The organism is Achromobacter anxifer (assembly GCF_903652925.1).
Taxonomy (GTDB): domain Bacteria; phylum Pseudomonadota; class Gammaproteobacteria; order Burkholderiales; family Burkholderiaceae_B; genus Achromobacter; species Achromobacter anxifer.
In genome coordinates this window covers 26389-52659 of sequence record NZ_CAHLAR010000002.1, presented here as the reverse complement: position 1 = coordinate 52659, position 26271 = coordinate 26389, and the positions used below count along the sequence as shown (strand labels likewise).

The 26271-nt window shown below is 68.5% G+C and carries 18 protein-coding genes and 1 pseudogene; 6 read left to right on the top strand and 13 right to left on the bottom strand.

The features are described from left to right. Positions 1 to 97: 97 nt before the first annotated feature. Positions 98 to 2029: pseudogene (locus HWY37_RS05480) on the top strand (hypothetical protein); the annotation flags it as partial. Between the two features lie 343 nt (positions 2030 to 2372). After that, complete coding sequence (locus HWY37_RS05475) at positions 2373 to 2918, top strand: MarR family winged helix-turn-helix transcriptional regulator (protein WP_176088083.1); 546 nt, start codon at positions 2373 to 2375, stop codon at positions 2916 to 2918. Between the two features lie 71 nt (positions 2919 to 2989). On the opposite strand, the gene HWY37_RS05470 is transcribed toward HWY37_RS05475, so the two are convergent. From HWY37_RS05470 to HWY37_RS05440, 7 genes are all read right to left on the bottom strand, one after another. Next, positions 2990 to 4687: an ABC transporter ATP-binding protein gene (locus HWY37_RS05470; protein WP_176088082.1), complete on the bottom strand. Its 1698-nt coding sequence runs from the start codon at positions 4685 to 4687 to the stop codon at positions 2990 to 2992. Then, positions 4684 to 6192, bottom strand: coding sequence for an ABC transporter permease (locus tag HWY37_RS05465; RefSeq protein ID WP_176088081.1), 1509 nt, complete (start codon positions 6190 to 6192; stop codon positions 4684 to 4686). Before HWY37_RS05465 ends, HWY37_RS05470 begins: the two co-directional genes overlap by 4 nt. A 5-nt stretch (positions 6193 to 6197) precedes the next feature. Further along, the gene (locus HWY37_RS05460; protein WP_176088080.1) at positions 6198 to 7175 is read right to left on the bottom strand and encodes an ABC transporter permease; all 978 of its coding nucleotides are present in this window, start codon (positions 7173 to 7175) and stop codon (positions 6198 to 6200) included. Continuing rightward, entirely contained in the window at positions 7172 to 9409 is a 2238-nt protein-coding gene (locus tag HWY37_RS05455; RefSeq protein WP_176088079.1) for an ABC transporter substrate-binding protein, read from the bottom strand. The genes HWY37_RS05460 and HWY37_RS05455 overlap by 4 nt, the downstream gene beginning before the upstream one ends. A 119-nt stretch (positions 9410 to 9528) precedes the next feature. Further along, a complete protein-coding gene (locus HWY37_RS05450) occupies positions 9529 to 10188 on the bottom strand; it encodes a thermonuclease family protein (protein ID WP_373418108.1) in 660 nt (219 codons plus the stop codon). 139 nt (positions 10189 to 10327) lie between these two features. Then, positions 10328 to 11332, bottom strand: coding sequence for a magnesium and cobalt transport protein CorA (locus HWY37_RS05445; RefSeq protein WP_175211462.1), 1005 nt, complete (start codon positions 11330 to 11332; stop codon positions 10328 to 10330). 63 nt (positions 11333 to 11395) lie between these two features. After that, on the bottom strand, positions 11396 to 13501 hold the full coding sequence (locus HWY37_RS05440) for an ATP-dependent helicase (RefSeq protein ID WP_175211461.1): 2106 nt from the start codon (positions 13499 to 13501) through the stop codon (positions 11396 to 11398). A 118-nt stretch (positions 13502 to 13619) separates the two neighbouring features. Here HWY37_RS05440 and HWY37_RS05435 point away from each other — a divergent pair, with 118 nt between their 5' ends. Next, the gene (locus tag HWY37_RS05435; RefSeq protein WP_175211474.1) at positions 13620 to 14516 is read left to right on the top strand and encodes a DUF72 domain-containing protein; all 897 of its coding nucleotides are present in this window, start codon (positions 13620 to 13622) and stop codon (positions 14514 to 14516) included. Here the strand turns inward: HWY37_RS05435 and pdxR are convergent. Continuing rightward, the gene (pdxR, locus tag HWY37_RS05430; RefSeq protein WP_420872182.1) at positions 14502 to 16019 is read right to left on the bottom strand and encodes a MocR-like pyridoxine biosynthesis transcription factor PdxR; all 1518 of its coding nucleotides are present in this window, start codon (positions 16017 to 16019) and stop codon (positions 14502 to 14504) included. The two genes, HWY37_RS05435 and pdxR, sit on opposite strands and share 15 nt — an antisense overlap. 95 nt (positions 16020 to 16114) lie before the next feature. Here pdxR and HWY37_RS05425 point away from each other — a divergent pair, with 95 nt between their 5' ends. The 3 genes from HWY37_RS05425 to HWY37_RS05415 all read left to right on the top strand — a co-directional run bounded on the left by HWY37_RS05425 (position 16115) and on the right by HWY37_RS05415 (position 20001). Continuing rightward, positions 16115 to 17380, top strand: coding sequence for a 4-aminobutyrate--2-oxoglutarate transaminase (locus tag HWY37_RS05425; protein ID WP_176088078.1), 1266 nt, complete (start codon positions 16115 to 16117; stop codon positions 17378 to 17380). Between the two features lie 150 nt (positions 17381 to 17530). After that, positions 17531 to 19000 carry an NAD-dependent succinate-semialdehyde dehydrogenase gene (locus HWY37_RS05420; RefSeq protein ID WP_175210120.1) on the top strand — a complete coding sequence of 490 codons (1470 nt, stop codon included), beginning with the start codon at positions 17531 to 17533 and terminating at the stop codon, positions 18998 to 19000. A gap of 146 nt (positions 19001 to 19146) precedes the next feature. Then, the gene (locus HWY37_RS05415; RefSeq protein WP_175210119.1) at positions 19147 to 20001 is read left to right on the top strand and encodes an inositol monophosphatase family protein; all 855 of its coding nucleotides are present in this window, start codon (positions 19147 to 19149) and stop codon (positions 19999 to 20001) included. Positions 20002 to 20162: 161 nt separating this feature from the next. On the opposite strand, the gene HWY37_RS05410 is transcribed toward HWY37_RS05415, so the two are convergent. From HWY37_RS05410 to HWY37_RS05390, 5 genes are all read right to left on the bottom strand, one after another. Beyond that, a complete protein-coding gene (locus tag HWY37_RS05410) occupies positions 20163 to 20981 on the bottom strand; it encodes an NAD-dependent protein deacetylase (RefSeq protein WP_175210118.1) in 819 nt (272 codons plus the stop codon). Between the two features lie 4 nt (positions 20982 to 20985). Continuing rightward, complete coding sequence (epsC, locus tag HWY37_RS05405) at positions 20986 to 21933, bottom strand: serine O-acetyltransferase EpsC (protein WP_176088077.1); 948 nt, start codon at positions 21931 to 21933, stop codon at positions 20986 to 20988. Between the two features lie 175 nt (positions 21934 to 22108). After that, positions 22109 to 23158 (bottom strand): UDP-glucose 4-epimerase GalE, encoded by a 1050-nt coding sequence (galE, locus tag HWY37_RS05400; protein ID WP_175210116.1) that lies wholly within the window; start codon positions 23156 to 23158, stop codon positions 22109 to 22111. A gap of 12 nt (positions 23159 to 23170) precedes the next feature. Further along, positions 23171 to 24838, bottom strand: a complete 1668-nt coding sequence (pgi, locus tag HWY37_RS05395) for a glucose-6-phosphate isomerase (RefSeq protein WP_175210115.1) — start codon at positions 24836 to 24838, stop codon at positions 23171 to 23173. Between the two features lie 13 nt (positions 24839 to 24851). Next, positions 24852 to 26255 carry a phosphomannomutase/phosphoglucomutase gene (locus tag HWY37_RS05390; protein WP_175210114.1) on the bottom strand — a complete coding sequence of 468 codons (1404 nt, stop codon included), beginning with the start codon at positions 26253 to 26255 and terminating at the stop codon, positions 24852 to 24854. Positions 26256 to 26271: the final 16 nt, after the last annotated feature.

Here is a 26271-nt window from a genome sequence, read left to right as displayed (position 1 = left end):
CTTTGAACGATGTTTGCAAAAACTTGGCATGGTTTATGCATGAAGAACGGTATCGGGTTGTTTCTACACCTGAATCGTTCAACCAAAGGAGTTCGTCATGCATACCCATACCGAAGCCCGTCGCGTGCAACGCATTCTGACTGCCACCGTCATGGCCACCGCGCTGATGAGCGCTCTGTCCGCCTGCGGCGGCGGCGGCGGTGGGGGAAAATCGGCAGGCTTGCCCGGAGTCAACCTTGCGTCCAACCCGGGCGGCGGTGACGGCGGCATCAATCTTGGCGGCGGCACCAACGCCGGCGGCGGCGCCAACACCGGCGGCGACGCCAACACCGGCGGCGGCGCCAACACCGGCGGCGGCGCCAACACCGGCGGCGGCGCCAACACCGGCGGCGGCGCCAACGCCGGCGGCGGCACCAACACCGGCGGCGGTGCCAACGCGGGTGGCAACACCCCCAGCGCCGGCCTGCTGGCATCCACGCTGGGCAATACCGGCGCCGCCGTCGACAACACCCTGCCCCTCAATCTGGACAAGACGCTGGGCGGCGTGGGCAAGGCGCTGGATCCGACGATCAAGCCAGTGGTGGACGCCACGGTCGGCCTGACCCAGCAAGTGGGCGCCACGACGGGGCTGGGACAACCCGTGAACGGCGTCGTCAATCAGGTGGGCGGCTTGGTCAGCGACCTGGGCACCACCGTCAAAGGCTCCGGCCTTCCCGGCGGGCTGAGCGCCGGCGTGGGCGGCTTGGTGGACGGCCTGGGCAAGACCGTGGCCAGCACCGGCGGCCTGCTGAATGCGAACCCGAACAATCCAAATCCGCTGACCACCGTGCTGGGTAATGCCACGGGCGCCGTAGGCGCCTTGACCGGATCGCTGTCGGGCCAGGGTGGGCTGTTACAACCCGTGACCCAGGCGGTCGGCGGCCTGACCGGCCAACTCTTGAGCGGCCCCGCGCTGGGCTTGCTGGAACCCTCGCTGAGCAACACCGGCCAGGCCGTCGATAACGTATTGCCGCTGGGCCTGCAACCCGTGCTGACCGGCGTAGGCCACGCAGTCGATACAACCGTCAGTCCGGTGGCCGCCAAGGTTGTCGGGCTGACGCAGCAAGTGGGCGACGGAACCAAGCTGGGCGCCCCAGTGGCGGGGCTGCTGAGCGGCCTGGGCAGTACTGTCACCAATCTGGGCAGCGCCCTGCCCCCGGGCGCGACCGGGCTTAACGACGTACTGCGCAATCTCGGAGGCGCGGTTACCACCGCAGGCGGCGTGCTTCACGCCTCGCCGTCCAGCCCTAACCCTCTGGGTTACACACTGCACAACGCCACGGCTGCCGTGGCCTCGCTGACCGGCACTCTGGGACTGGGCGGCGTGACCGGTGGCGTCACAGGCGGCCTGACGGGCGGTGCGGGCGGCACGGGCGGCCTGCTGTCCCCGGTGACCGGCCTGCTTGGCGGCGTGACAGCCGGCTTGGGCGGCGCGAGCAGCGGCGCCAATGGCGGATTGCTGGCTCCGGTGACCGGCCTGCTTGGCGGCGTGACGGGCGCCGTGGGCGGTGCGACCGGCGGCGCCAATGGCGGATTGCTGGCTCCGGTGACCGGCCTGTTGGGCGGTGTGACCGGCGCCGTGGGCGGCGCGACCGGCGGCGCCAATGGCGGATTGCTGGCTCCGGTGACCGGCCTGCTTGGCGGCGTGACGGGCGCCGTGGGCGGCGCGACCGGCGGCGCCAACGGCGGATTGCTCGCTCCGGTGGCCGGCCTGTTGGGCGGTGTGACCGGCGCCGTGGGCGGCGCGACCGGTGGCGCCAATGGCGGGGTGCTGGCCCCGGTGACCGGCCTGCTTGGCGGTGTGACCGGCGCCGTGGGCGGCGCAACCGGAGGCGCCAATGGCGGGGTGCTGGCCCCAGTGACCGGCCTGCTTGCTGGCGTAACTGGGGCCGTCGGTGGCGTAGCCGGCGGCGCGACCGGCGGTTCCAACGGCGGGGTACTCGCTCCGGTGACCGGCCTGCTTGGCGGCGTGACGGGCGCAGTGGGCGGTCTGACAGGCGGCGCGGCGGGCGGAGCCTCGGCGGGCACGAACGGCGGCGGCCTGTTGGGCGGACTGGTGGGCGGGCTGACGGTGTCGGCCGGCGGCGCCGCGGGAGCAGGCGCCTCGGCGGGCACTCCGGCCTCCCCGGCGACGGGCACAGGCGGCACGGCTGGCGGCGCGGCCAATGGCGGATTGCTCGGCGGGTTGTTGGGCGGCGTCACCGCCGGCGTGACAGGCGGCACGGCCGCGGGCGGCACCTCCGGCGGAACCGCGAACGGCGGTCTGCTGGGCGGCCTGCTCGGCGGCCTGGCTGGCAAGAAGTGATCCCTCTCAACCGCCAGGAACCTACATCATGCTGCAACAACAGACCTACTTTCATCACGAGCATGTGACCGGCATGGCTGAATCTCCAGTGAGCGAGCGGCGGTCAGAAATGTTGGACGACGTCGTCCTGATGCTGGGCCGGCAGTTCGCCGCCTACAACGCGGCCTGCCAGTCGGCCCTGGCGGAAAAGCTGGGGATCCCCCTGGCGGATCTGAAAGCGCTGGAGCTGGTGATGGAGTTCGATGCCCTGCCGACCGGCCACCTGGCCCAGTTGATGGGCATCAGCTCCGGCGGCGCCACGGCCTTGATCAACCGGCTGGAGGCGGCCGGGTATGTGCAGCGCGGCCGCCATCCGCTGGACCGCCGGATGATCGTGATCCGGCCGGTCGAGGAGCAGTGCCAGCCGCTGGCGCAGGAACGGCAGTGGATCGCCGAAGCCATCGCGACGACGGCGCGCGGCTACGACAACGCGGAACTGGAAACGGTGCATGCCTTCCTGACGCGTTGCGGCCGCAACCTGAGGCGCGACACCCTGGTCTGGCTGGAAACAGGCAGCGCGCAGCACACCGTCTAGGGTGGAAGTGGGGGGGCAACGTCCCCCCCCTTCCGCGCCAGCGCGCGTCGGGCGGCTTCAAGCCACCGACGTCAGGCCGCCTCCGGCGGCCCGAAATGCAGCCGCGGCACCGCGGCAAGCAGCCTGCGCGTCATATCCTGGCGCGGCGCATGCAACACCGCGTCGGCCTCTCCCAGTTCAATGATGCGGCCGCCGTCCATGACGGCGATGCGGTCCGCCAAATACTCGACCACGCCGAAGTTGTGCGTGATGAACAGATAGGCGATGCCGAGCTCGTCCTGCAGCTCGCGCAGCAGGTCCAGGATCTGCGCCTGCACCGACACATCCAGCGCGGACGTGGGCTCGTCGCAGATCAGCACTTTGGGTTCGACCGCCAGGGCCCGCGCGATCGCGATGCGCTGGCGCTGGCCGCCCGAGAATTCGTGTGGATAGCGCGCCAGGGTATTGGCAGGCAGCCCCACCCGCTCGATCAGCCGCGCCGCATGCGCGCGGCGCGCTTCCTTGCCCATGCCGGCGCGCAGGGACTCCAATCCCTCGTCCAGGATATCGCCCACGCGCATGCGCGGATCGAGCGACGCGTAGGGATCCTGGAACACGATCTGGATGTCCTGCCGCAGGCGTTGCAACTGGCGGCGGTCCGCGTCCAGAACGTCTTGCCCCTGCAGCATCGCCCGGCCGGATATGCGCGCGCCGTCGATCAGGCGCAGCAGCGCCTTGCCCGTGGTGGTCTTGCCGCAGCCGGACTCGCCCAGCAGCGCCAGCGTTTCCCCCGCCTTGAGCGTAAAGGTCACGCCATCCACGGCCTTGACCCAGGACGCGATGCGGCGCAGCGGCCCCTTGCGCACGGGGTAATGGACCTTGAGATCCTGCACGTCCAGCACCACGCCGGCCTCGCGCGCCTTGCGGGCGGCGGAGGGCTGCGCCGCGTCGCGGGCCATGGCCTCGCGGCCGCTTGCCGTCAGCGGCGTGCCGCGTTTCTCGAACGTGGGTATGGCTTCGAACAGCTGCCGCGCGTAGGGGTGCCTGGGCGCGCGGAAAAACGTTTCGGCGTCGGCGCTTTCCACGATTTCGCCGCCGCGCATCAGCGCCACGTGGTGGGCGACGTTCTTCACCACCGCGAGGTCATGGGTGATCAGCAGCACGGCCATGCCCATTTCCCGCTGGATGTCGGCCAGCAGCTCCAGCACCTGCGCCTGCACCGTCACATCCAGCGCCGTGGTCGGCTCGTCCGCGATCAGCAGCAGGGGTTCGGCCGCCAGCGCGATGGCGATCATGACGCGCTGCTTCTGTCCGCCCGAGAACTGGAAGGGATAGTCGTCGATGCGGCGCTCGGGTTCGGGGATGCCGACTCGCCGCAGCCAGTCCACGGCCCGGGCGCGCGCCGCGACGCCGCGCAGGGGCGTATGGGCGATCAGGGTCTCGACGATCTGGTCGCCCACCCGCATGACCGGATTCAGGCTGGTGGACGGCTCCTGGAAGATGATGCCGATGCGGCCGCCGCGCACCCCGCGCATGGCGCTTTCCGGCAGGCGGTTGAGGTCCTCGCCGTCCAGCTCGATCTGTCCGCCCACGATGCGTCCGGCGTCCGGCAGCAACCGCAGCAGCGCCAGCGCCGTCATGCTCTTGCCGCAGCCCGATTCGCCGACCAGCGCGAAGGTCTCCTGCCTGGAAATTGCCAGCTGCAGGCGCTTGACGGCGTGCGTCATGCCGCTTTCGCCGGCGATGTCCACCTCCAGGCCGCGCACTTCCAGCAAAGGAGCCTGGTTCATGGCGTGTCTCCCGGACGGGATTGGCGGCTGTCCGTTGCCAGCGCCGCCCGCGGCGCGCGGCCGAACAGGCCCAGGCGGGCCATGCGGCCGGGCTTGTAGCGGCGCGTGCGCGGATCGAAGGCGTCGCGCACCGCGTCGGCGAACAGGTTGGCGGCCAGCACCAGGGCCAGCATGAACACGAACGAGGTCAAGAGATTCCACCAGATCATGGGGTCGCGGGACATTTCCAGCCGGGCGCCGTCGATCATGGAGCCGAAGGAATTCATGCTGGGATCCACGCCTATGCCCAGGTAGGACAGCACGGCCTCGTACAGGACCAGGCCCGAGAATTCCAGCACCACCGTGATCAGCACCAGATGCGCCACGTTGGGCAGCAGATGGCGGGTCATGATGCGCCAGTGCGACACGCCGAAGGCCCTGGCGGCCTGCACGTATTCCAGTTCACGCAGCTTGAGGGTTTCGGCGCGCAAGAGGCGGCACAGCCCCGCCCAGCCGGTGAAGCCCAGAATCATGCAAAGCAGGAACAGCCGCAGGTCCGCGCGCGCGGCGGAGGTATCGAACAGGTCCGCGTGGTTGTCGATGTACACCTGCATCATCAGCGCGCAGGCGGCCACCAGCAGCACGCCGGGAATCGAGGTGATGGTGGTGTAGAGATACTGGATGCCGTCATCGACCTTGCCCTTGAAGTAGCCCGCTGCGATGCCGAACACGATGGCGGGCGGCAGCATGGCGATGGTGGTGAGGCTGCCGATGACGAGCGCGGTGCGGATGCTCTTGAGCGCCTGCCACAGCACATCGTTGCCGATGCGGTCGGTGCCCAGCGCGTGGTAGCCGCTGGACAGCCCAACCAGCGCGCCCACCGTCAGGCAGAGCAGCGTGAAGGTGATGGCCATGGCGCGCCACGGCACGTCTTCGGCTCCGCCCGGCGCTTGCGCGGCCAGGTCCCTGGCCTTGCGGCGCCGCGCCAGGCCGGCGTAGAACAGCAGGATCACGACAACCGCGACCGCCAGCCCGGCGGCCAGGCCCAGCCCGAGCCGCTGGGCGACATCGCCCCAGCGGTCGCGGTCGGGATCGTCCAGATGGACGCCGGCGCCCCGCAGCCGGGGAAAGTCGCGCACCGGCTTGTCGTCGACGAGCATGGTTTCCTTGGTGAACTGCCGCACCGCCAAGGGCTCGGAATAGGTCTTTTCCGGCGTGGTCAGGACGCTGCCCGTCAGCAGGCCGTCCAGCGCCGAGCGCACCGCGGGCGCGTAGGCCGGCGGCGCGTCGGCCGCCGCGCCCGGTGCCGGCGGCAGCAACGGCCGATAATGCACCGAATCCAGCAGTCCCACCGTCACGAAGGCGGCAAGCACCACGGCCGAGCACATGGCCGGCGTATCGCGCGCCACGCGCGCCCAGGTCGCGCGCAGGTTCGGGCTGCGGCGCACGTGCCAGGCATAGGCCAGCGCGCCCAATGTCATGAGCCACAGCGCAATATCGGTCCAGAGGAAGACGAATTTGGGCATGGCGGCTACTCGAATCGGACGCGGGGGTCGGCCAGCGTGTAGGAAATGTCGGCCAGGATCAGCCCCACGATGTACAGGGCGGCGCCCAGGAACACCATGGCGCGCACAATGGAAAAGTCCTGCGCGTTGATGGCGTCGATGGTGTAGCTGCCCAGGCCGGGAATGCCGAAGAAGGACTCCGCGATCAGGCTGCCCATGAACAGCAGCGGCAAGGCGGCCACCGTGCTGGTCAGGATGGGCAGCATGGCGTTGCGCAGCACGTGCCGGAACAGCACGATGCGCTCGGCCAGCCCCTTGGCGCGCGCGGTGCGCACGTAATCCTTGCCGATCTCCTCCAGGAACAGGGTGCGGTAGAAGCGCGCCTCCGGCCCCAGCCGCGAAACGATCGCGACCAGCACGGGCAGCGCCAGGAACTTGACCACGTCCAGGCCGCCCGCGAAGCCCGAGAACGGCACCAGGCGCCACAGCTTCGCGAACACCCACTGGCCGGCGATGATGTAGAACAGGCTGGAAATGGACAGCAGCAGCACGCAGACCACCACGCCCCAGAAGTCCAGCCGCGTGGCGCGGAAATACACCAGGGTTAGTGAAAAGACGATGCTGACGAACAAGCCCAGGAAGAAAGTCGGCACCGCCAGCGCCAGGCTGGGCCCCATGCGCGTCTTGATCTCGCGGCCGATGTCGCGGCCGCCGTCGGACGCGCCGAAGTCCATGACCAGCAGGGGCACCGAGCGCTGGTAGAACACCGTGTCGGTCAGCTTGGCCGCGCCCTCGGCCTGGCCGTTGTAGAACAGCGGCTTGTCATAGCCGCGCTCGACCTTCCATTTTTCCACCGCCTCCTGGTTGACGCGCTGTCCGCCGATCGCGAGCCGCGCCATGTCGTCGGGCGTGTTCACCGCGAAGAACAGGATGAAGGTGAAGAGGTTCACGCCGATCAGGATCAGCACGCCGTACAGCAACCGGCGGATCACGTAGCCGATCATGATTGTTGCTCCTTGCCCGGGGCGGGCGCGAATGCCGTCTGCCGCTCGCGCCGCTTCAGCGCCACATACGAAGGCCATATCGCCAGCGCCAGCAGCAGCGCGAACACGCCTATCGGCCACCACTTCGGATAATTCCACTCATCGATCTTCTGCTGCCGCAGCACCGGATCGATCTTCATGTACTGCAGCGTGTTGCGCACCATCTGGGTCGGCTTGGCATTGCCGACCCACTGCTGGTAGGCCCCGCCCGACATCGGGAAGTAGCCGAACATCCAGGGCGCGTCGCGCTGCACGATGGCGACCATGCGGGCGATGAGCCGCTCCTTCTCGGGGCCATCGTCCAGGAACTTCATCTGCTCGAAGAGGCGGTCGTACTCGGGGCTGGCGTAGTTGGCCGCGTTCTCGCCGCCGCCCTTGGCCTTGGCGTTGGGGCCGTAGAGCAGGAACAGGAAGTTCTCGGCGTCGGGATAGTCGGCGTTCCAGCCCCAGAAGAAGAGCTGCGCGGAGCCGCGCATCATCTTGTCCTGGAAGCGGTTGTAGTCGGTGGCGCGCACGTCCAGCTGCACGCCAAGCTTGGCCATCTGCCGCCGCATCCAGTCGAACTGCGGATTGGAGCCGCCGCCCTGCATCGAGTCGTAATAGAGCACCAGCGGCGCGCCGGTCTGCGCATTGCGGCCGTCGGGATAGCCGGCCTCGGCCAACAGGCGCCTGGCCACGTCCACGGGCTTGCGCACCGGCTTGCCGTCCACCAGGTTGTAGACCACCGGATTCACGCCTTCAGGCGGATCACGGTAGCCGAGCACGCCCGGCGGCACGGGCCCATAGGCCACCGAGGCCTGGCTGTTCTCGAAGACCGCGACGTATTCTTCCCAGTCGAACGCGATGCTGATGGCCTGGCGCAGCTTGCGGTTCTTCTCTTGCTGTTCTGGGGTATCGCCCTTGCCCACCACCGGGTCCAGCCAGTTGAAGCCCATGTACCAGTTGGCGGTCTCGACCGTGGTCGGCAGCCTGATGCCATGCTCGCGGTACTGGCGCGCCTTGTCCTGGCTGTCGCCCGCGGCGACCAGCATGGCCACGCCGTATTCGCCGCGCTCGATCTGCGGCACGTCGTAGTAGCCCTGCATGAACTTGCCGATCAGCGGTATGGCTTCCTTTTCGACGCTGAACTCCGCGCGGTCGATGAAAGGCGTGGGCTTGCCGCAGTCGGCCAGCAGGCCGGCGGCCTCGTCGCCGGGCTCGCCTTCGCAGGGATAAGCTTCGCCATGGAAGTTGGGATTGCGGCCCAGCACGTGGCGGCGGTTCTGCAGCGACTCGACCAGCATGTACGGGCCGGTCCCCACGGGCCAGGTGTTGAACGACAGGTCGTGCGACGCCATGCCCGGCTGGCTGTAGAAGCGGTCGGCTTCCCAGGGGATGGGCGCGGTGAAGGTCATGGCCAGCCAGTACTTGAACTGCGGGTACTTGCCGTTGACGCGGATGCGCAGCGTGTGCGGATCCAGCGCCTGCACTCCGGTGAAGCCATCGGCCTCGCGCAGGTCCAGCCAGGGCGGCGCGCCGGCCCCGCCCGGCACGTCGCGGCGCAGCGCCTTGTCGCGCTGGCCCAGGCGCTCCGCATACTCCTTCAGGCCGGCCACGTGCTCGGTCATCAGGTTGGAGATCGGCGACACCACGCGCGGGCTGACCAGGCGGCGGAACGCGTAGACGTAGTCGTCGGCGGTCAGTTCGCGCGTGCCGGTCCGCGGAAAATCGGGGATATAGAACTTGTCGTCCAGCTCGCCCGGCGCCAGCGGAAAGTAATCGTAGCTGCCGTCGGTCTTGCGGGCGAACGCCGGATGCGGCGCGTAGCGCGCACCCGGGCGGATCTTGATGTCATAGATGCTTTGCGCGATCTGCTCGCCCGGCGTGTCGGCCGGCAGCGTGTTGCCTTGCGCGTCCAGGTAGACCGGCGGATCGATGGTCGCCGCCGCGCGCGGCACCAGCTCGTACGGCCGCTTCAGATAGTGGTAGCCGTAGAGCGTTTCGTAGATGTTGTAGGTATAAGGCGTCTCGTCGCCGGAATAAGAGCTGGCCGGGTCCAGGTATTTCGGGGAACGCTTGACGAAGGCGGAAAACAGCGTGTTCTGGCTTTCGGCGCCGGACGGATACGGGCTGTTGATGGGGCTTTCTTGCGAGCAGCCCGCCAACGCCAGCGACAGCAGCATGGCCGCCGCCCAGAGCCGCTTCAATGCACGCATGGAAACCTTCCCTTCGAATCGTTGCGACAGAGGATATCAAACAAGGGCCGGAGCCCATACCCAGGCATCCCCCAAGGTCCGGCCGCCTGCGCGCGCGCTGCCGCCGGGCCCGCGCGGCCTCAGCCGCACTGGCGCTGCCGCCAGCAGTCGTAGCGCCACTTCCAAGGTTGCATGGCGCCGGGCTGCGCCCACAGGCCGCGCCCGGCGGCCTTGGCCTGGCGTTGCAGGTCGGGCATGGCCTTGTCGTGCAGATAGTCGCCCTGGCGCGCCGTATAGGCCCAGGCATACCCGTCCTCCACCTGCTGGCGGTTGGCCGAGCGGCCGTCTTCCAGGATCAGGGCGCAGACGTCCCGGCCGTACTGGTCCTTTTCATAGCATTGCGCGGTGAGCGTCTTGCCCGCGACCAGGCCCGCCAGGTTCTTGCGGGAGGCCTCGGCATAGGGCTGCCCGGGCTGGTCGGAGCCATGGCCCTCTTCGGGCGCGTCGATGCTGTCCATGCGGATGCGGTGCTGGCCGTCCGGTGCCCGCAGGGTCACGGTGTCGCCGTCGGCCACGTTCACGATCATGCCCGTCAGGGTGTAGCTGCCCTGGGGAATGCCGCCCGCCAGCGTCGCTCCGGACCGGTTCTGGGTGGAAGGCGCCGGCCGTTCCGCCCGGCCCTGCCCTTCCCGCCCGGAAGGCTGCAACCAATTGACGATGGCGCCGGCCGCCGCAAGGATCAGGGCGACGATCAGGGCGGTCAGCTTGTTGCCGCCGCGGAAAGGAGGTTTGCCACGCACCAGCCAGGCTCCAGGTAGGAAAACGCAGGCAGTTTGCCATAAAGGCGGGGCGTGGAACCGCGCCTGGACCGCTGCCCGTCTATGGCTTGCCCGAGCCGGACGCCGGCGGCCTTGCCGGCGACCGTTCAGGCTGCACCCGTTATAGCCAGCCCGACTTGCGGAAGCGCCAATACAGCACCGAACAGATCGACACGATGACGCCCAGCGTGATCGGATAACCCAAAGGCGATTTCAGTTCCGGCATGAATTCGAAATTCATGCCATAGATGCCGGCGATGGCCGTGGGCACCGCCAGGATGGCGGCCCAGGAGGCCAGCTTGCGGGTGGTGTCGTTCTGGGCGGCCTGGCCTATCATCAGGCTGGCTTCAAAGGCGAAGGCCAGCGATTCGCGCAGCGAGTTGAACAGCTCGTCCACGCGCAGCACGCGGTCCGCCACCTCGCCGAAATACGGGCGGGCATGCTCGTCCACCGCCGACATCTCGACCCGCGCCAGCCGGCGGCAGATCTCCGCCAGCGGCGACACCACGGTGTGGATGCGCAGCAGGTCGCGGCGCTGCCGGTACAGCCTGCGGATGTCGGAGTCCTTGGCGCCGCGGATCAGCAGCTTCTGCTCCGCGCCTTCGACCACGGACTCGATCTTGCCGGCGGCCGCGACGTAGCGGTCCACCAGCCAGTCCAGCAATTCCGACGCCACGTAGTCGCTGCCGCGCTTGAGCAGGTCGGGCGAAGCCTCCAGCCGTTCGCGCAAGGGGCTGTGGCCGGCGGTCGCGCCGCGCCTCACCGTGACCAGGAAGCCGTCGCCGATGAGGAACTGGGTCTCGCCGAAAATGGGACGCTCGGCCTCGACCTCGACCGTGATGGCCACGATGAGGACCATGTTGCCGTAGTCGATGATCTTCGGCCGCCGGTGAGCCTCCAGCATTTCTTCCTGGTTCTTGTCGCAGGCGCCGAGCTCGCTGGCGACCTTGGCCAGCATTTCCGGCCGCGGATTGCGCAGGCCGATCCACAGCATGCCGTGGTCCTTGCTGACGTACTCCGCGACCTCATCGATGGGAACCTCGCGCTCCCGCCGTCCGTTCACGTAGGCGATCGATGCGACGACCTCTCTTTTCGAGTCGTCGGCGGCCTGTTCTTCAGTAGACATAAACACCCTTGGTCAATGCGAGCCCGACCGGACAGCTTGTATATCGGCCGATGATAGCCCAGCCTAGGAGAACAGGTTGCGCACCCGCTTGGCCACGTCCACGCTGGGCGCCTGCGGTTCCTTGGGCGCGCCTCGCCCCGCCGGCAGGTCCGGCCGCTTGGGCAGGTGGTCGAACAGCGGCAGCATCGCGTTGGTGATGTAGCGCGTGCGCGAGCCGTAGACGTGGCGGTCGCCCATGCCGGTCTGCTGGTGCACGTAGAAGCGCTGCGGCACGATGAGCTGCAGGCGTTCCTTGGCCCGCGTCATGGCCACGTACAGCAGGCGCCGCTCTTCCTCGATCTCCTCGGCCGTGCCGGTGCTCATGTCGGACGGAATGCAGCCGTCGACCACGTTCAGGACGTAGACCGCCTTCCATTCCTGGCCCTTGGCCGAATGGATGGTGGACAGGATCATGTAGTCCTCGTCGCGGTGGGGCGCGCCGGACTCGTCGCTGGTGGCGTCCGGCGGATCCAGCGTCAGTTCGGTCAGGAAGCGTTCGCGCGTGGCATAGCCGGCGGCGATGCGCACCAGCTGGTCCAGGTCCGCCCGCCGCACGCGCGCGTCGTCGTACAGGCGTTCCAGCTGCGCGCCGTACCAGCGCAGGGCCAGGTCCACGTCGGCGGGCCATTTCAGCGCGGGGTCGCACAAGGCCGCGTAGGTGTCGGCGAAGGCGGCCCACTCGCCTTGCGCCGCCGCGCCGGGCTTGAACTCGCGCAGCGCGCGCAGGGGCTCGGCGGACGCCGACATGGCGTCCATCAGCTTGCCGGCCGTGGCGGGACCGATGCCCGGCAGCAGTTGCGCCACGCGGAAGCCCGCCATGCGTCCGCGCGGGTTTTCCGCCCAGCGCAGCAGCGACAGCAGGTCCTTCACGTGCGCGGCCTCCAGGAAGCGCAGGCCGCCGAACTTGACGAAGGGAATGTTGCGCCGGGTCAATTCCAGCTCAAGCGCGGCGCTATGGCTGGAGGTGCGGAACAGCGCCGCCTGCGACTTCAGCGTGGCCCCGCCCTCGCGTTGCGCCAGCACCTGGTCGGCCACCCAGCGCGCCTGGCCGGCCTCGTCGCTGACAGTGACCAGCTCGGGCAACTGGGACGACTGGCGGTCGGTCCACAGGTCCTTGGCATAGCGTTCAGTTGCCAGGCCGATCACGGCGTTGGAGGCGTTCAGGATGGGCTGGGTGGAACGGTAGTTGCGGTCCAGCGTGATGACCCGGGCGGGCTGGGGAAACTGCGTCGGGAAGTCCAGGATGTTGCGCACCGTGGCCGCGCGGAACGAATAGATGGACTGGGCGTCGTCGCCCACCACCGTCAGGCCGCGGCCGTCCGGCTTCATCGCCAGCAGGATGGCGGACTGCAGCCGGTTGGTGTCCTGGTATTCGTCCACCAGCACGTGGTCGAAACGCGCCCCCACATCGGCCGCGATGCCGGGGTCCCCCATCATCTCGGCCCAATAGAGCAGCAGGTCGTCGTAGTCCAGCACCTGCTGATCCTGCTTGGCCGCGACGTAGGCGCGGAACAGGTTCTTGAGCTCGTCCTCCCATTGCGCGCACCAGGGGAAGGTGCTCTTGAGCACCTCGGCCACCGGCGTCTGGCTGTTGACCACGCGCGAATAGATGGCAAGGCAGGTGCCCTTGAGCGGAAAGCGCGACTTGGTGGACGACAGGCCCAGCTCGTGGCGCACCATGCCCATCAGGTCCTCGGCGTCGCCGCGGTCATGGATGGTGAAGGCTTCCGACAGGCCGATGCGTTGAGCGCAATCGCGCAACAGGCGCGCGCCGATGGCGTGGAAGGTGCCGGCCCAGGGCAGCGACGGCGCCTGCTGGGTGGCGCGCAGGTTCATCACGCGCTGCAGCACCGAGCCCACGCGCCGCTCCATTTCCAGCGCCGCGCGGCGCGAGAAGGTCAGGAGCAGCATGCGCTGCGGGTCCGCGCCATTCAGGATCAGGTGCGCGACCCGGTGCGCCAGCGTATTGGTCTTGCCCGAACCCGCCCCCGCGATCACCAGCAAGGGACCGTCATCGCCCGGCGCGCCGCCCACGCCGAACTCGGCGGCTTCGCGCTGGGCGGGATTGAGATCGGCCAGGGGATCGGGACGGCCGGTGGAGGGAGAGGACGAATTTGCTTGGTCGGACATGGAGCGGGGCCGCAGCGCTGCGGCCGCTGAAAATGGAGAGCCAGGACATTGCCTGGCTCCAAATGAACACTGTATATTTATACAGAATTTTTTCAATAAAGTCTGATCCCCCGTGGCCATGCGCCTTCTGACCGGCACCGCCTCCTGGACCGACCCCACCCTGCTGGCCTGCGGACGCTTCTATCCCCCCGAGGTCCACGGCGCCGAGGCCCGGCTGCGCTTCTATGCCTCGCGCTTCCCCATGACCGAGGTCGATTCCAGCTACTACGCCATGCCCACGGCGGAAAACGCCTATCTCTGGGCGCAACGCACGCCGGACGATTTCATCTTCAATATCAAGGCGTTCCGGCTCTTCACCGGCCACCAGACGCCGCTTTCCGCGCTGCCCGCGGACATCCGGCGCGAACTCTCCGACTGGCCCGATCCCGTCATCTACCACGACCAGATGCAGGCGGACCTGCGCGACGAACTATGGCGCCGCTACCAGATGGCGCTGGAGCCGCTGCGCATGCCCGGCAAGCTGGGCGCGGTGCATTTCCAGTTTCCGCCGTGGATCCGGCGCGATGCGCGCGGCCGGGCGCGGGTCGCCGACTGCGCCCGGCGCCTGGAGGAACATCTGGTGTCGGTGGAATTCCGGCACCGCAGCTGGTTCGAATCCCCTGCCGCCACCGCCGACACCCTGGCCTTCGAGCGCGACCTGGGCGTGGCGCACACGGTGGTGGACAGCCCGCAGGGGTTTGAAAACACGGTGCCTGCCGTGTGGGAATGCACCCACCCCGAACTGACGCTGCTGCGCCTGCACGGACGCAACGCGGCCGCCTGGAACGTCTCGGGCGCGGCGTCCTCGGGACGCTTCCAATATGAATACACCGAACAGGAACTGGCCGAACTGGCCGAGCGCTTCACGCGGCTGGCGGCGCAAAGCGCCCAGGCGCACGCCGTGTTCAACACCAACTTCGAAGACCAGGGCATGCGCAACGCCGCGGCCTTCGCGGCGGCGCTAGCGCCCGCCTGAGGCCGCCAGCGCCGCGGGCGCGGACGCGCGCGCCACTTCGTTCAGGCTTTCGAGCAGCACCTCGAACTTGCGCGCGATGTCGTGCTCGGGCACGCAGGCATAGCCCAGCAGCAGGCCCGGCCGGCGGCCCTCGTCGTTGACGTAGTAGCGCGACAGCGCCCGCGTCAGCACGCCCTTGCCGCGCGCCACGTCCACCACGCGCAGGTCGTCCATGTCCTGCGGCATTGTCAGCACCAGATGCAGGCCCGCCATGCTGGCGTCGCGATGCAACCATTCGAGGCCCAGCCGCCGTTCGATCAGGTTGACCAGCATGGCGCGGCGGCGGCCGTACAGCATGCGCATGCGGCGGATATGGGCCGCGTAGTGGCCTTCCGAGATGAAGGTCGCCAGGGCGGCGTGCGTCATCAGGTGGCCTTCGCGGTAGAGCTCCGCGTGCGCCGCCTGGAAAGCCGCGGTCAGGGGCTTGGGCAGCACCAGATAGCCCACGCGCAGGCCCGGGTACAGGGTCTTGCTGAAGGTGCCCATATAGATCACGGGCGCGTCCGGCTCCAGCCCCAGCAGCGAGGCGATGGGCCGGCCCGAGAAGCGGAACTCGCTGTCGTAGTCGTCCTCGATGATCCAGCTGCCGCTTTGCCGCGCCACCGCCAGCAGCTGGCGCCGGCGCGCCAGCGACATCACCGGCCCCAGCGGATACTGGTGCGAGGGCGTGACGAAGATGAAGCGCGGTGGCGTAGTGACGGTTTCGGGCAGGCGCATGCCCTCTTCGTCCACCGGCAGGTGCACGGTGCGCAGGCCGTTGGCCTGCAGGATGGTGCGCGCCCCCCAGTAGCCCGGATCCTCGACCCAGGCGGTCTCGCCGGCTTCGCCCAGGATGCGGGTGGCCAGGTCGATGGCCTGGTGCGAGCCTTCGGTGATGATGATCTGCTCGGGCTCGCAATCGATCGAGCGGGTCAGCGCCAGATGCTGCGCCAGCGCCTCGCGCAACGCCGGCAGCCCGCCGCCATAGGCGTAGGTCAGCAGGTCTGGCGAGGGATTGCGCCACAGCGCGCTGAAAATGCGGCCGAACTTCTTGTGCGGGAATTCCGTCAGGTCGGGCACGCCCGGCATGAAGGCGCCCCATTGATAGGGCGAGGCGGACACGCCGTCGACGATGGCCGCGCCGCGCGGCGACAGCGCCGGGCGCGCCTGCGGCGGCGGCTGCTGGCGCGCCCGCCGGCCGCTGGCCAGATAGGAATCCGGCACCGAGGCGTTGACGAAGGTGCCGTTGCCCTGGCGGCTGCGGGTGTAGCCTTCGGCAAGCAGCTGGCTATAGACGTGGACCACGGTGTTGCGGGCGATGCCGAGCTCGGCCGCCAGGTCGCGCGAGGCGGGCAGGCGCGAGTCCGCGGCAATGGCTCCATCCAGGATGGCTTCCCGGATGCCGCGGTACAGCCGCTTGTTCATGGGCTCGCTGGAGCCGTCCGCCAGCCGCAGCTGCAGCAAGTCACCGACTATGGACCGCAATTGGTTCTACCCGATTTATAAAAGTGGTTCCCACAAATGGGGCCATCGTAGCATTAAATAAGGTTTTCCCGCCCATCATGCTCTCCGAGGCTGAGATGAAGAATCAGGACCTGAATACCCGCCGTTCCCTGGCCACGCCCCGCGGCGTCGGCGTCATGTGCGACTTCTACGCGGTGCGCGCCGAAAACGCCACCCTGTGGGATGCCAATGGCAAGGAATACATCGATTTCGCAGGCGGCATCGCCGTCCTGAACACCGGCCACCTGCACCCCAAGGTCAAGGCCGCGGTCTCCGCGCAGCTGGACAACTTCACGCACACGGCCTACCAGATCGTGCCGTACGAAGGCTATGTCTCGCTGGCCGAGCGCATCAACCGCCTCGCCCCCATCGACGGCCTGAAGAAGAGCGCCTTCTTCACGACCGGCGTGGAAGCCGTCGAAAACGCCATCAAGATCGCGCGCTCGGCCACCGGCCGCTCGGGCGTCATCGCCTTCTCGGGCTCGTTCCACGGCCGCACCATGCTGGGCATGGCGCTGACCGGCAAGGTCGCCCCGTACAAGCTGTCGTTCGGCCCGATGCCGGGCGACATCTATCACGTGCCCTTCCCCAACGGCACCCAGTCCATCACCGTGGCGGACTCGCTCAAGGCGCTGGACCTGCTGTTCAAGTGCGACATCGACCCCAAGCGCGTCGCGGCCATCATCATCGAGCCGGTGCAGGGCGAAGGCGGCTTCAACATCACCCCGCCGGAACTGATGACGGCGCTGCGCAAAGTTTGCGACGAACACGGCATCCTGCTGATCGCCGACGAAGTCCAGACCGGCTTCGGCCGCACCGGCAAGCTGTTCGCCATGGAGCACCACTCGGTGCAGGCCGACCTGATCACCATGGCCAAGAGCCTGGGCGGCGGCTTCCCGATCTCGGGCGTGGTCGGCCGCGCCGACGTCATGGACGCGCCCGCCGCCGGCGGCCTGGGCGGCACCTACGCCGGCAACCCGCTGGCGGTCGCCGCGGCGCATGCCGTGCTGGACGTGATCGCCGAGGAAAAACTGTGCGAACGCGCCGTCGCCCTGGGCGACAAGCTGCGCGCGCATCTGGAAGGCCTGCGCGCCAAGGTTCCGGGCATCGCCGACGTGCGCGGCCTAGGCTCGATGGTCGCCGTGGAACTGAACGATGCGGCCACCGGCAAGCCGGACGCGGAAGCGGTCAAGCGCGTGCAAGCCCGCGCCATCGAAAAGGGTCTGATTTTGCTAAGCTGCGGTGTGTACGGCAACGTCCTGCGCTTCCTGTACCCCTTGACCATCCCCGACGCCCAGTTCGATCGCGCGCTGGCCATCCTGTCCGAGGCGCTCGCCGCCTGACGCACAGGGCCTGAACAACCACCGGTTCTTCGACGGGCAGGTACGAGTTTTGCGGGCGTAGCGGTTTCCGGCTTGGACATCAAGCCGCGAACCCGCCGCGCCCGCAAGCCGTTTCCTGGCCTGCCGCATCCATTCAAGGAGACTTCCGCAATGACTGCACTGACTCATCCCCTGGCGCGCCCCGATCTGCTGCGCGACGCCTGCTACATCGACGGCAAGTGGGTCGCCGCCGGCAACGGCCCGTCCATTCCCGTGGACAATCCCTCCACCGGCAAGACCATCGTGTCCGTGCCCAAGCTGGGCCGCAAGGAAGCCGAACAGGCCATCGCCAGCGCCGAGGCCGCCCTGCCCGCCTGGAGCGCCAAGACCGGCAAGGAACGCGCCGCGATCCTGCTGAAGTGGGCCCAGCTCATGATGCAGAACCAGCAGGACCTGGCCGCCATCATGACGTCCGAACAGGGCAAGCCCGTGACCGAAGCCGCCGGCGAAATCGCCTATGCCGCCTCGTTCCTGGAGTGGTTCGGCGAAGAAGCCAAGCGCATCGACGGCGACATCCTGCAAAGCCCCAAGGCCGGCCAGCGCCTGATGGCGCTCAAGCAGCCCATCGGCGTCACCGCCGCCATCACGCCCTGGAACTTCCCGGCCGCGATGATCACGCGCAAGGTCGGCCCGGCCCTGGCCGCCGGCTGCACCATGGTGGTCAAGCCCGCCCAGCAGACGCCGCTGACCGCGCTGGCGCTGGCCGTGCTGGCTGAAGAAGCCGGCGTGCCCCCGGGCGTCTTCCACGTCATCACCGGCAGCTCGCGCGAAATCGGCGCGGCCCTGTGCGAAAGCGACGTGGTGCGCAAGCTGAGCTTCACGGGCTCCACCGAAGTCGGCCGCACGCTGATGGAACAGTGCGCCCCCACCATCAAGAAGCTGTCGCTGGAACTGGGCGGCAACGCGCCCTTCATCGTGTTCGACGACGCCGACCTGGATCGCGCGGTCGACGGCATCCTGGCCTCGAAGTACCGCAACGCCGGCCAGACCTGCGTCTGCGCCAACCGCATCTACGTGCAGGCCGGCGTCTACGAGGAAATCGCCAAGCGCCTGGTCGCCAAGGTCGAAGCCATGAAGGTCGGCGACGGCTTCGCCGACGGCGTGACCCAGGGCCCGCTGATCGACAGCAGCGCCGTGGAAAAGGTGCAGGAGCACATCGCCGACGCGACCGCGCATGGCGCCCGCGTCATCGCCGGCGGCAAGCCCCACGCGCTGGGCGGCACGTTCTTCGAACCGACCGTGGTGCGCGACGTGACCCAATCCATGCGCTTCGCGACCGAGGAAACCTTCGGCCCCGTGGCCCCGCTGTTCCGCTTCGAAACCGAAGAGGAAGTCATCGGCATGGCCAACGACACCATCTTCGGCCTGGCCGCCTACTTCTTCACCCGCGACTACGCCCGCATCTGGCGCGTGTCCGAGGCCCTGGAGTACGGCATCGTCGGCATCAACACCGGCATCATCTCCAATGAAGTCGGTCCGTTCGGCGGCGTCAAGCAATCCGGCCTGGGCCGCGAAGGCTCGAAGTACGGCATCGAAGAGTACCTGGAGATCAAGTACCTCTGCGTGGACCTGGGCGCCTGATAGCCCCTGGCGTCGCGGCCCTCGCCGGCATCCGCCGGCGAGGGCCGCGCGCATTTCCGGACCCGCTTTCCGGGAGTCCGACATGTTGCATCCCGACCCGCGCCGGGCATGGTAGATTTGCGCGTTCCCCGAACGAACGAGCCCGTATGAGCAGAACCTTTACCCGCGAGGACACCCGACGGCTTGCCGCCATCCTGGCCGAAACGGCGCAGACGGAGGTCATGCCGCGCTTTCGCAATCTGCCGGACGGCGCGGTGCGCGGCAAAAGCTCGGCCCGCGACCTCGTGACGGATGCGGACGAAGCGGCCGAACGCCTCATCGGGGCGCGCCTGGCGAAACTGCATCCCGGCGCCGTGCTGATCGGCGAGGAAGCCTCGGCGCGCAATCCCGCCCTGCTCAACATGCTGGTCGACGCCGACCTGGCATTCCTGATCGACCCCATCGACGGCACCCGCAACTACGTGGCGGGGCTGCCGCTATTCGGCATGATGATCGCCGCCTGCCATCGCGGCGACGTGATCGCCGGCGTGATCTACGACCCGGTCAGCCGCGACAGCGCGCTGGCCGTGCGAGGCGAAGGCGCCTGGATGGAATACGAAAACGGCAGGCAGGTTCAACTTGCGGTGGCCGCCCCGGCGCCGCCCGAGGACATGGACGGCCTGATCTCGACCGGCGCGCTGCCCGAGCCGCTGCGCACCACCGTCAACAGCAATCTCTCGCGCCTGGGCAGCACCGCGTCGCTGCGCTGCGCCGCGCACGAATACCGCATGCTGGCCGCGGGCCACTGCCACGTTGCGCTCTACAACCAGTTGACCGCCTGGGACCACGCGGCCGGCTGGTTGCTGCACCGGGAAGCCGGCGGCTACGCCGCGCACTTCGACGGTTCCCCCTACAAGCCCACGCACCGCACGGGCGGGCTGCTGTACGCGCCGGACGCGGGCAGCTGGCACGCGGCCCGCAAGGCGCTAATGGGGGACACGGCGGAAGCCGCCGAGACTTGACAGACCGTCCCAGAAAAAGGTCGAAAAATCGGGGTTATCCCTAGGAGTTATCCCCAGTTCCTGTGGACAACCCTATGGAAAGGTCTGTAACAGCGGAAAAAAACCGTTGCGGGGCAAGCACTTGCTTAGACCGGTCAAAAACCGGCCGGCCCGCCGGCGCGTTACAGCGCTTCCAGCGCCACCGCGCAAGGTTGTTCCACTTTGAGGGTCAGCATGCTGTCGGCCCGGGTGCGCCCCAGGTTAATGGCAGCTATCGGCATGCCGTTGCGCGACGCGGCGCTGACGAAGCGGTAGCCGGAATACACCATCAATGAAGATCCCACGACCAGCACCGCGTCGGCGTTCATGAGGCCGGCGTTGGCGCGGTCCACGCGCTCGCGCGGCACGGTTTCGCCGAAGAAGACCACGTCCGGCTTGACGACTCCGTTGCAGCGCGGACAGGGCGGCACATTGAAGCGGGCGAAGTCCTCGCCCTCCAGGTCGGCATCGCCGTCGGGCGCGTCCGTCGCGTCCAGCAGCACCCAGTCCGGATTGCGGTCCTGCAGCGTCTGCTGCCAGGTCTGGCGGCCGCCGCGCCAGTCGCAGGCCATGCAGCGCACTTCGTCCAGCCTGCCGTGCAGGTCCACCACCCCGCGGCTGCCGGCGGCCTCGTGCAGGCCGTCGACGTTCTGGGTCACCAGCACCGAGACGCGGCCGCGCGACTCCAGCCGCGCCAGCGCGCGGTGCGAGGCGTTGGGCTGCACATGGCCGAACCGCCGCCAGCCCACCATGCTGCGCGCCCAGTAGCGCGCCCGCGCCAGGTCGCTGCCCATGAAGGTCTGCAGCGTCATGGGCGGTTTGCGCTTCCATTCGCCTTCGGTGTCGCGGTAGTCGGGAATGCCGGAGTCGGTGCTGACGCCCGCCCCCGTCAGCACGAAGAGGCGCGGGTGGCGGTCGACGAAGCCGCGCAGCGCCGCCAGATCCGAGACGCGCGTGTCCATGGGTTCAGCCGCCCAGGCCGCAGTCGGGCATGTCGCTGACCAGACTGGCCTGGGTCACGTTGCTGCCCGGCGGCACGCTGCGGGTCAGCCAGACGTTGCCGCCGATGGTCGAGCCCTTGCCTATCGTGACGCGGCCGAGGATCGTCGCGCCCGCGTAGATCACCACGTCGTCCTCGATCAAGGGGTGGCGCGGCAGACCCTTCTTGAGTTCACCGTTTTCGCCCGGAGGGAAGCGCTTGGCGCCCAACGTGACCATCTGATAGAGGCGCACTCGGTCGCCGATGATGGCCGTTTCGCCAATCACGACGCCGGTGCCGTGGTCGATGAAGAAGCTGCGGCCGATGGTGGCGCCCGGGTGGATGTCGATGCCCGTGTCCGCGTGCGCGATTTCCGCCACGATGCGCGCCAGCATCGGCACGCCCAGGCGGTACAGCACGTTGGCCAGGCGGTGATGGATCATCGCCGCCACGCCCGGGTAGCACAGCAACACCTCGTCCACGTTGTGCGCGGCCGGGTCGCCCTGGTAGGCGGCGGTCACGTCCAGGTCCAGCGCGGCGCGCACGCGCGGCAGCTCGGCGCCGAACTGGCGCACGATCTCGATGGCGCGCTGGCGCGTGTCCGCGGGCGGCGTCTGCTCGGGGCGGCCCACGTACTCCAATTCAAGACAGACCTGGTGCAACAGCGCGTCCAGCACCGCGCCTATGGTGTGGCCGACGTAGAAGTCCTCGACTTCCTCGCGCAGGTCGATGGGCCCCAGGCGCATCGGGAACAGCGCGCCGCAGAGATCCTTGACGATCTGGCGCAGGCTTTCCTGCGAAGGGAACTCGCGCAGGCCGGCGTCCTCGCGCAGACGGCCGCGCGGTCCGCGCCAGGCCACGCGCGCTTCGCGCAGGCCGGACACGATGCTGTCCAGGTTCCAGTGGGCCGGCGCGCTACGGGTCGGGCCGCTCATTGCCGCGGCTCCTGCCGGGAAGCTGCGTGGGGATGGGAATCAAACATGGGTGCGCCTCGTTGACGGTGCATGGCCGCGGCGGGCGGGCCGCCGCGGCCATGCTGCTTCGCAATATTTCCGTCAACTGTAACCGCTCGCGCCTGTTTCGCGGGATCCATCCGACACGGCGCAGGGGTTATGTCCCCGCGTCCTGCTCATAGCCTTGCGGGTTGCCCTGTTGCCAGCGCCAGCCGTCCGCGCACATGGCCTCCACGCCATGCGTGCTGCGCCAGCCCAGCAGGGTCGCCGCCAGCGCGGGATCCGCCCACATCCGCTCGATGTCGCCGGGGCGCCTGGGCTGCGCTTGCAAGGGGATACGGCAGCCATTGACGCGCTCGAACGCATGCACCAGCTCCAGCACGCTGGTGCCCTGCCCCGTGCCCAGGTTGACCGCCACGAAACCCGGATGGTCTTCCGAGTACGCCAGCGCCCGCACATGCCCTTGCGCCAGGTCCATGACGTGCAGATAGTCGCGCACGCCCGTGCCGTCGGCGGTGGCGTAGTCGTCGCCGAACACCCGCAGGAAGGGTTGGCGGCCCACCGCCACCTGGGTAATGTAGGGAAACAGGTTGTTCGGCACGTCGCGCGGGCTTTCGCCGATCTGCCCGCTGTGATGCGCGCCGATGGGATTGAAATAGCGCAGCGTGACCGCGCTGAAGGCGGGGTCGGCCGCGCATACATCGCGCAGCACGTCTTCCACCATCAGCTTGGTGCGGCCGTAGGGGTTGGTCGGCGCCCGCGGATGCGCCTCGGTGAACGGCAGGAATTGCGGCTCGCCATAGACGGTGGCCGAGGAACTGAACACCATGCGCGAGACGCCGGCCTCGCGCATCGCGCGCAGCAGCGCCACCGAACCACCGACATTGTTGTCGTAGTACTTGAGCGGGTCGGCCACCGATTCCCCCACCGCCTTGCTGCCGGCAAGGTGCAGCACCGCCTGCACCGGCGTGCCACGGGCCGCCGCCCCGGCCAGCACCGACTCGACCATCCCCGGGCTGCGGATATCCCCTTCCACCAGCGGAATTTCCACGCCGCACAGGCGCTCGACCCGGCGCACGGCCTCGCGGCTGCCGTTGCTGAAATCATCCAGCACCAGCGGCCGCTGGCCCGCCGCCAGCATCGCCACCAGCGTATGCGTGCCGATGTAGCCGGCGCCGCCCGTCACCAGCACATGCAGGTCCGGCATGGTCCTGGCCTCCTACAGATGCGCCGCCACGCCCGGCACCCAGGCGTGACGGGGCCGAGGCGCCTGCGCATGGCTGCGGTAGCGGTCGATCCAGTACGACGTGGACGCGTCGTGCCCCCAATCCACCACCCCGGCCGACACCGGCACCGCCAGCTCGCGCTCGATGCCGGTGGCCAGGCGCTTGCCCAGCTCCACGCCCCATTGGTCGAAGGGATTGATGCCCCAGACCACGCTCTGCACGAATACCTTGTGCTCGTACAGGGCCAGCAGCGCGCCCAGGCCGCGAGGATCCAGCTGGCGCAGCACGATCAGCGTGGAAGGTCGGCCGCCCGGATGGACCATGTGCTGCGCCAGGCTCAGCGCGCGCTCCTGGTCGTCGATGTGCGCCACGTCCAGCAGGGCCTGCTCCAGGCACTTGCCGCGCAGCAGCGCCTGGCGCTGCGCCAGGCAGTTGGCCAGCAGCATGCGGTGCGCGTCCGGGCTGTCGGCATGGCCTTGCAGGCTGGCGATGAAATCCACCGGCGCGCCGTCCTCGCTCTGATGCAACCATTGGAAGAAGGTGTGCTGGCCATCGGTGCCCGGCATGCCCCAGATGATGGGCGCGGTCGGCACTCCGACCGCGGCGCCGTCGCCCGCGACGCGCTTGCCCAGCGACTCCATTTCAAGCTGCTGCAGATAGGTCACCAGATGCAGCAGGCGCGCGCTGTAGGCCGAGATGTTCAGCGAGTTGTGTCCCAGCACGCTGCAGTTGACCAGGCCCGCCAGCGCCAGCTGGACCGGCGCGTTCGAGGCGAACGGCGCCTGCTGGAAATGCTGGTCCATGGCCTCGGCACCCGCCCGCATGCCGATCAACACGTCCGCGCCCACCGTCAGCGCAATCGACAGGCCCGCGACCGACCAGACGGAATAGCGCCCACCCACCCAGTCGCACATCTTGAAGATCTGGCTGGACGGCACGCCCAGCGCGCGCGCCGCCGACGCATTGGCGGTGACCGCGGCGAGATGCTCGGACACGTCCGCCACCCCGCCCTGCTTGAGCCACGCAATGGCGGCCCGCGCGTTGTGCAGCGTTTCGCTGGTGGTGAAGGACTTGGAAGACACCACCACCAGGCAGCGGCGCGGATCCAGCCCGGCCACCGCGTCATGCAGGGCATGGCCGTCGATGTTGGACACGAAGCGGATCTGCCGGCGCTGCGACGGTCCGCCGAAAGCCTGGACCGCCAGGCGCGGTCCCCAGTCGCTGCCGCCGATGCCGATGTGCAGCACGGTGTTGAAGTCGCCCGTCTGGTCGACCCGCCGCACGAAGTCCGTCATGCGCGAGTACTCGCAGACCGAGTCCGCGTCCTGGCCGTCGGGTTGCTCGCGCGTGCGCCCCGCGCGCAGCGCCGTGTGCCACGCCGGCTTGCCTTCGGTCCAATTGACCGGCTCTCCGGCGAACAGCGCCTGGCGCGCCCGCGCCACGCCGCGCGCCTGAAGCAACGCGGCGGCCGCGGCGTCCAGCGCCGCCGACTGCCGCTGCATGCTCAGGTCCACGCACAAACCCGCCGCCTCGATCACTTTCAGTGCGCCGGCGTCCAGCTCGGCGCTGCGGGCCGCCTGGGCGAACCCCTGCCACTCCGGGCTGTCCGCCAGCCCGGAATTCGCCCTTAGCGCCTCAATCGCATACTTAGCCTTTCCCATCGCGTGATGCTCCTTAAAACGGTAAACGAACATGAGGGGCAATGCGCCGGAACGCGTTGCGGAAGTCCTCCTCGATACGGGCCAGTGCGGCCACGGTGTCCCCTTCAAAACGCAATACCACCGTCGGCGTGGTGTTGGACGGACGCGCCAGGCCGAAGCCGTCGGCGTAGTCCACCCGGATGCCGTCCAGATCGTTGATGGACTGCGCGCCCGGAAACTGCCCTTGCGCGCGCAGCGCTTCCACCAGATCGAACTGTTCGCCTTCGGCGGTTTCCAGCTTGATTTCAGGCGTGGCGCAGGACTGCGGCAGGCTCTCCAGCAAGGCTGACGGGTCCGGCGCCCCGGACAGGATCTCCAACAGCCGCGCGGCCGCGTAGATGCCGTCGTCAAAGCCGTACCAGCGCTCCTTGAAAAAGATGTGGCCGCTCATTTCGCCCGCCAACAGCGCGCCGGTCTCGCGCATCTTGGCCTTGATCAGCGAATGCCCCGTCTTCCACATGGTGGCCTTGCCGCCGGCCTCGGTGATCGCGCGCGCCACGTGGCGGCTGCACTTGACGTCGTAAATGATCTCGGCGCCCGGGTTGCGCGACAGCACATCGCGCGCGAACAGGATCAGCTGCCGGTCGGGCCAGATGATCTGCCCGGTCTTGGTCACCACGCCGAGCCGGTCGCCATCGCCATCGAACGCCAGGCCGACCTCGCAGTCGGAATAGCGCAAGCAATAGATCAGGTCCTGCAGATTCTGCGGATCGGCAGGGTCCGGGTGATGCCCCGGAAAGGACCCGTCGACCTCGCAGAAAAGTTCGATCACTTCGCAACCCAGGGCGCGGAACAGCGCCGGCGCAGCCGCGCCGGCCACGCCGTTGCCGCAATCGATGGCGATCTTCATGGGCCGCGCCATGCGGATGTCCCCCATCAGCCGCGCCGTGTAGCAGGGCATGATCTGCATCTGCGTGCGCCCGCCCGCCGCGCCGGCCGATTCGATCGGCTGGCGCATCGCGTCGCGCAGCGCCGTGATGCCTTCGCCATAAAGCGAGGCGCCGTCCATGACGATCTTGAAGCCATTGTGCGTCGGCGGGTTGTGGCTGCCCGTCACCGCGATGCCCGCGCCCGTGTCCATCAGGCGGGTCGCGAAGTACACCATCGGCGTGGTCGCCATGCCGATGTCGATGACGTGCATGCCCGCCGAGCGCAAGCCCGCCTGCAGGGCGGCCGCCAGCTCCACGCTGCTCAGCCGGCCGTCCCTGCCCACCACGATGGAGCGCGCCCCCAATTCGCGCGCCTGGGTCCCCGCCGCCATGCCCAGGCTGTGCGCGAAGCGCGCGTCGATCTCGTCCGGCACCGTGCCGCGTATGTCATAAGCCTTGAAAACCGCATCCAGAATTTGCGGGGTATCCCAGCCAAAAGTTCCGTGCATGCCAGTTTCTCCGGGT

Excerpts from the sequence above, each read along its gene's own strand:
- HWY37_RS05435 (WP_175211474.1), top strand. The coding sequence starts at position 13,620 with ATGCGCCTTCTGACCGGCACCGCCTCCTGGACCGACCCCACCCTGCTG.
- HWY37_RS05425 (WP_176088078.1), top strand. The coding sequence starts at position 16,115 with ATGAAGAATCAGGACCTGAATACCCGCCGTTCCCTGGCCACGCCCCGC.
- HWY37_RS05390 (WP_175210114.1), bottom strand. The coding sequence starts at position 26,255 with ATGCACGGAACTTTTGGCTGGGATACCCCGCAAATTCTGGATGCGGTT.
- galE (WP_175210116.1), bottom strand. The coding sequence starts at position 23,158 with ATGCCGGACCTGCATGTGCTGGTGACGGGCGGCGCCGGCTACATCGGC.
- HWY37_RS05470 (WP_176088082.1), bottom strand. The coding sequence starts at position 4,687 with ATGAACCAGGCTCCTTTGCTGGAAGTGCGCGGCCTGGAGGTGGACATC.
- HWY37_RS05420 (WP_175210120.1), top strand. The coding sequence starts at position 17,531 with ATGACTGCACTGACTCATCCCCTGGCGCGCCCCGATCTGCTGCGCGAC.
- HWY37_RS05465 (WP_176088081.1), bottom strand. The coding sequence starts at position 6,192 with ATGCCCAAATTCGTCTTCCTCTGGACCGATATTGCGCTGTGGCTCATG.
- HWY37_RS05410 (WP_175210118.1), bottom strand. The coding sequence starts at position 20,981 with ATGGACACGCGCGTCTCGGATCTGGCGGCGCTGCGCGGCTTCGTCGAC.
- HWY37_RS05460 (WP_176088080.1), bottom strand. The coding sequence starts at position 7,175 with ATGATCGGCTACGTGATCCGCCGGTTGCTGTACGGCGTGCTGATCCTG.
- HWY37_RS05440 (WP_175211461.1), bottom strand. The coding sequence starts at position 13,501 with ATGTCCGACCAAGCAAATTCGTCCTCTCCCTCCACCGGCCGTCCCGAT.
- HWY37_RS05455 (WP_176088079.1), bottom strand. The coding sequence starts at position 9,409 with ATGCGTGCATTGAAGCGGCTCTGGGCGGCGGCCATGCTGCTGTCGCTG.
- pgi (WP_175210115.1), bottom strand. The coding sequence starts at position 24,838 with ATGGGAAAGGCTAAGTATGCGATTGAGGCGCTAAGGGCGAATTCCGGG.
- HWY37_RS05415 (WP_175210119.1), top strand. The coding sequence starts at position 19,147 with ATGAGCAGAACCTTTACCCGCGAGGACACCCGACGGCTTGCCGCCATC.
- epsC (WP_176088077.1), bottom strand. The coding sequence starts at position 21,933 with ATGAGCGGCCCGACCCGTAGCGCGCCGGCCCACTGGAACCTGGACAGC.
- HWY37_RS05475 (WP_176088083.1), top strand. The coding sequence starts at position 2,373 with ATGCTGCAACAACAGACCTACTTTCATCACGAGCATGTGACCGGCATG.
- HWY37_RS05445 (WP_175211462.1), bottom strand. The coding sequence starts at position 11,332 with ATGTCTACTGAAGAACAGGCCGCCGACGACTCGAAAAGAGAGGTCGTC.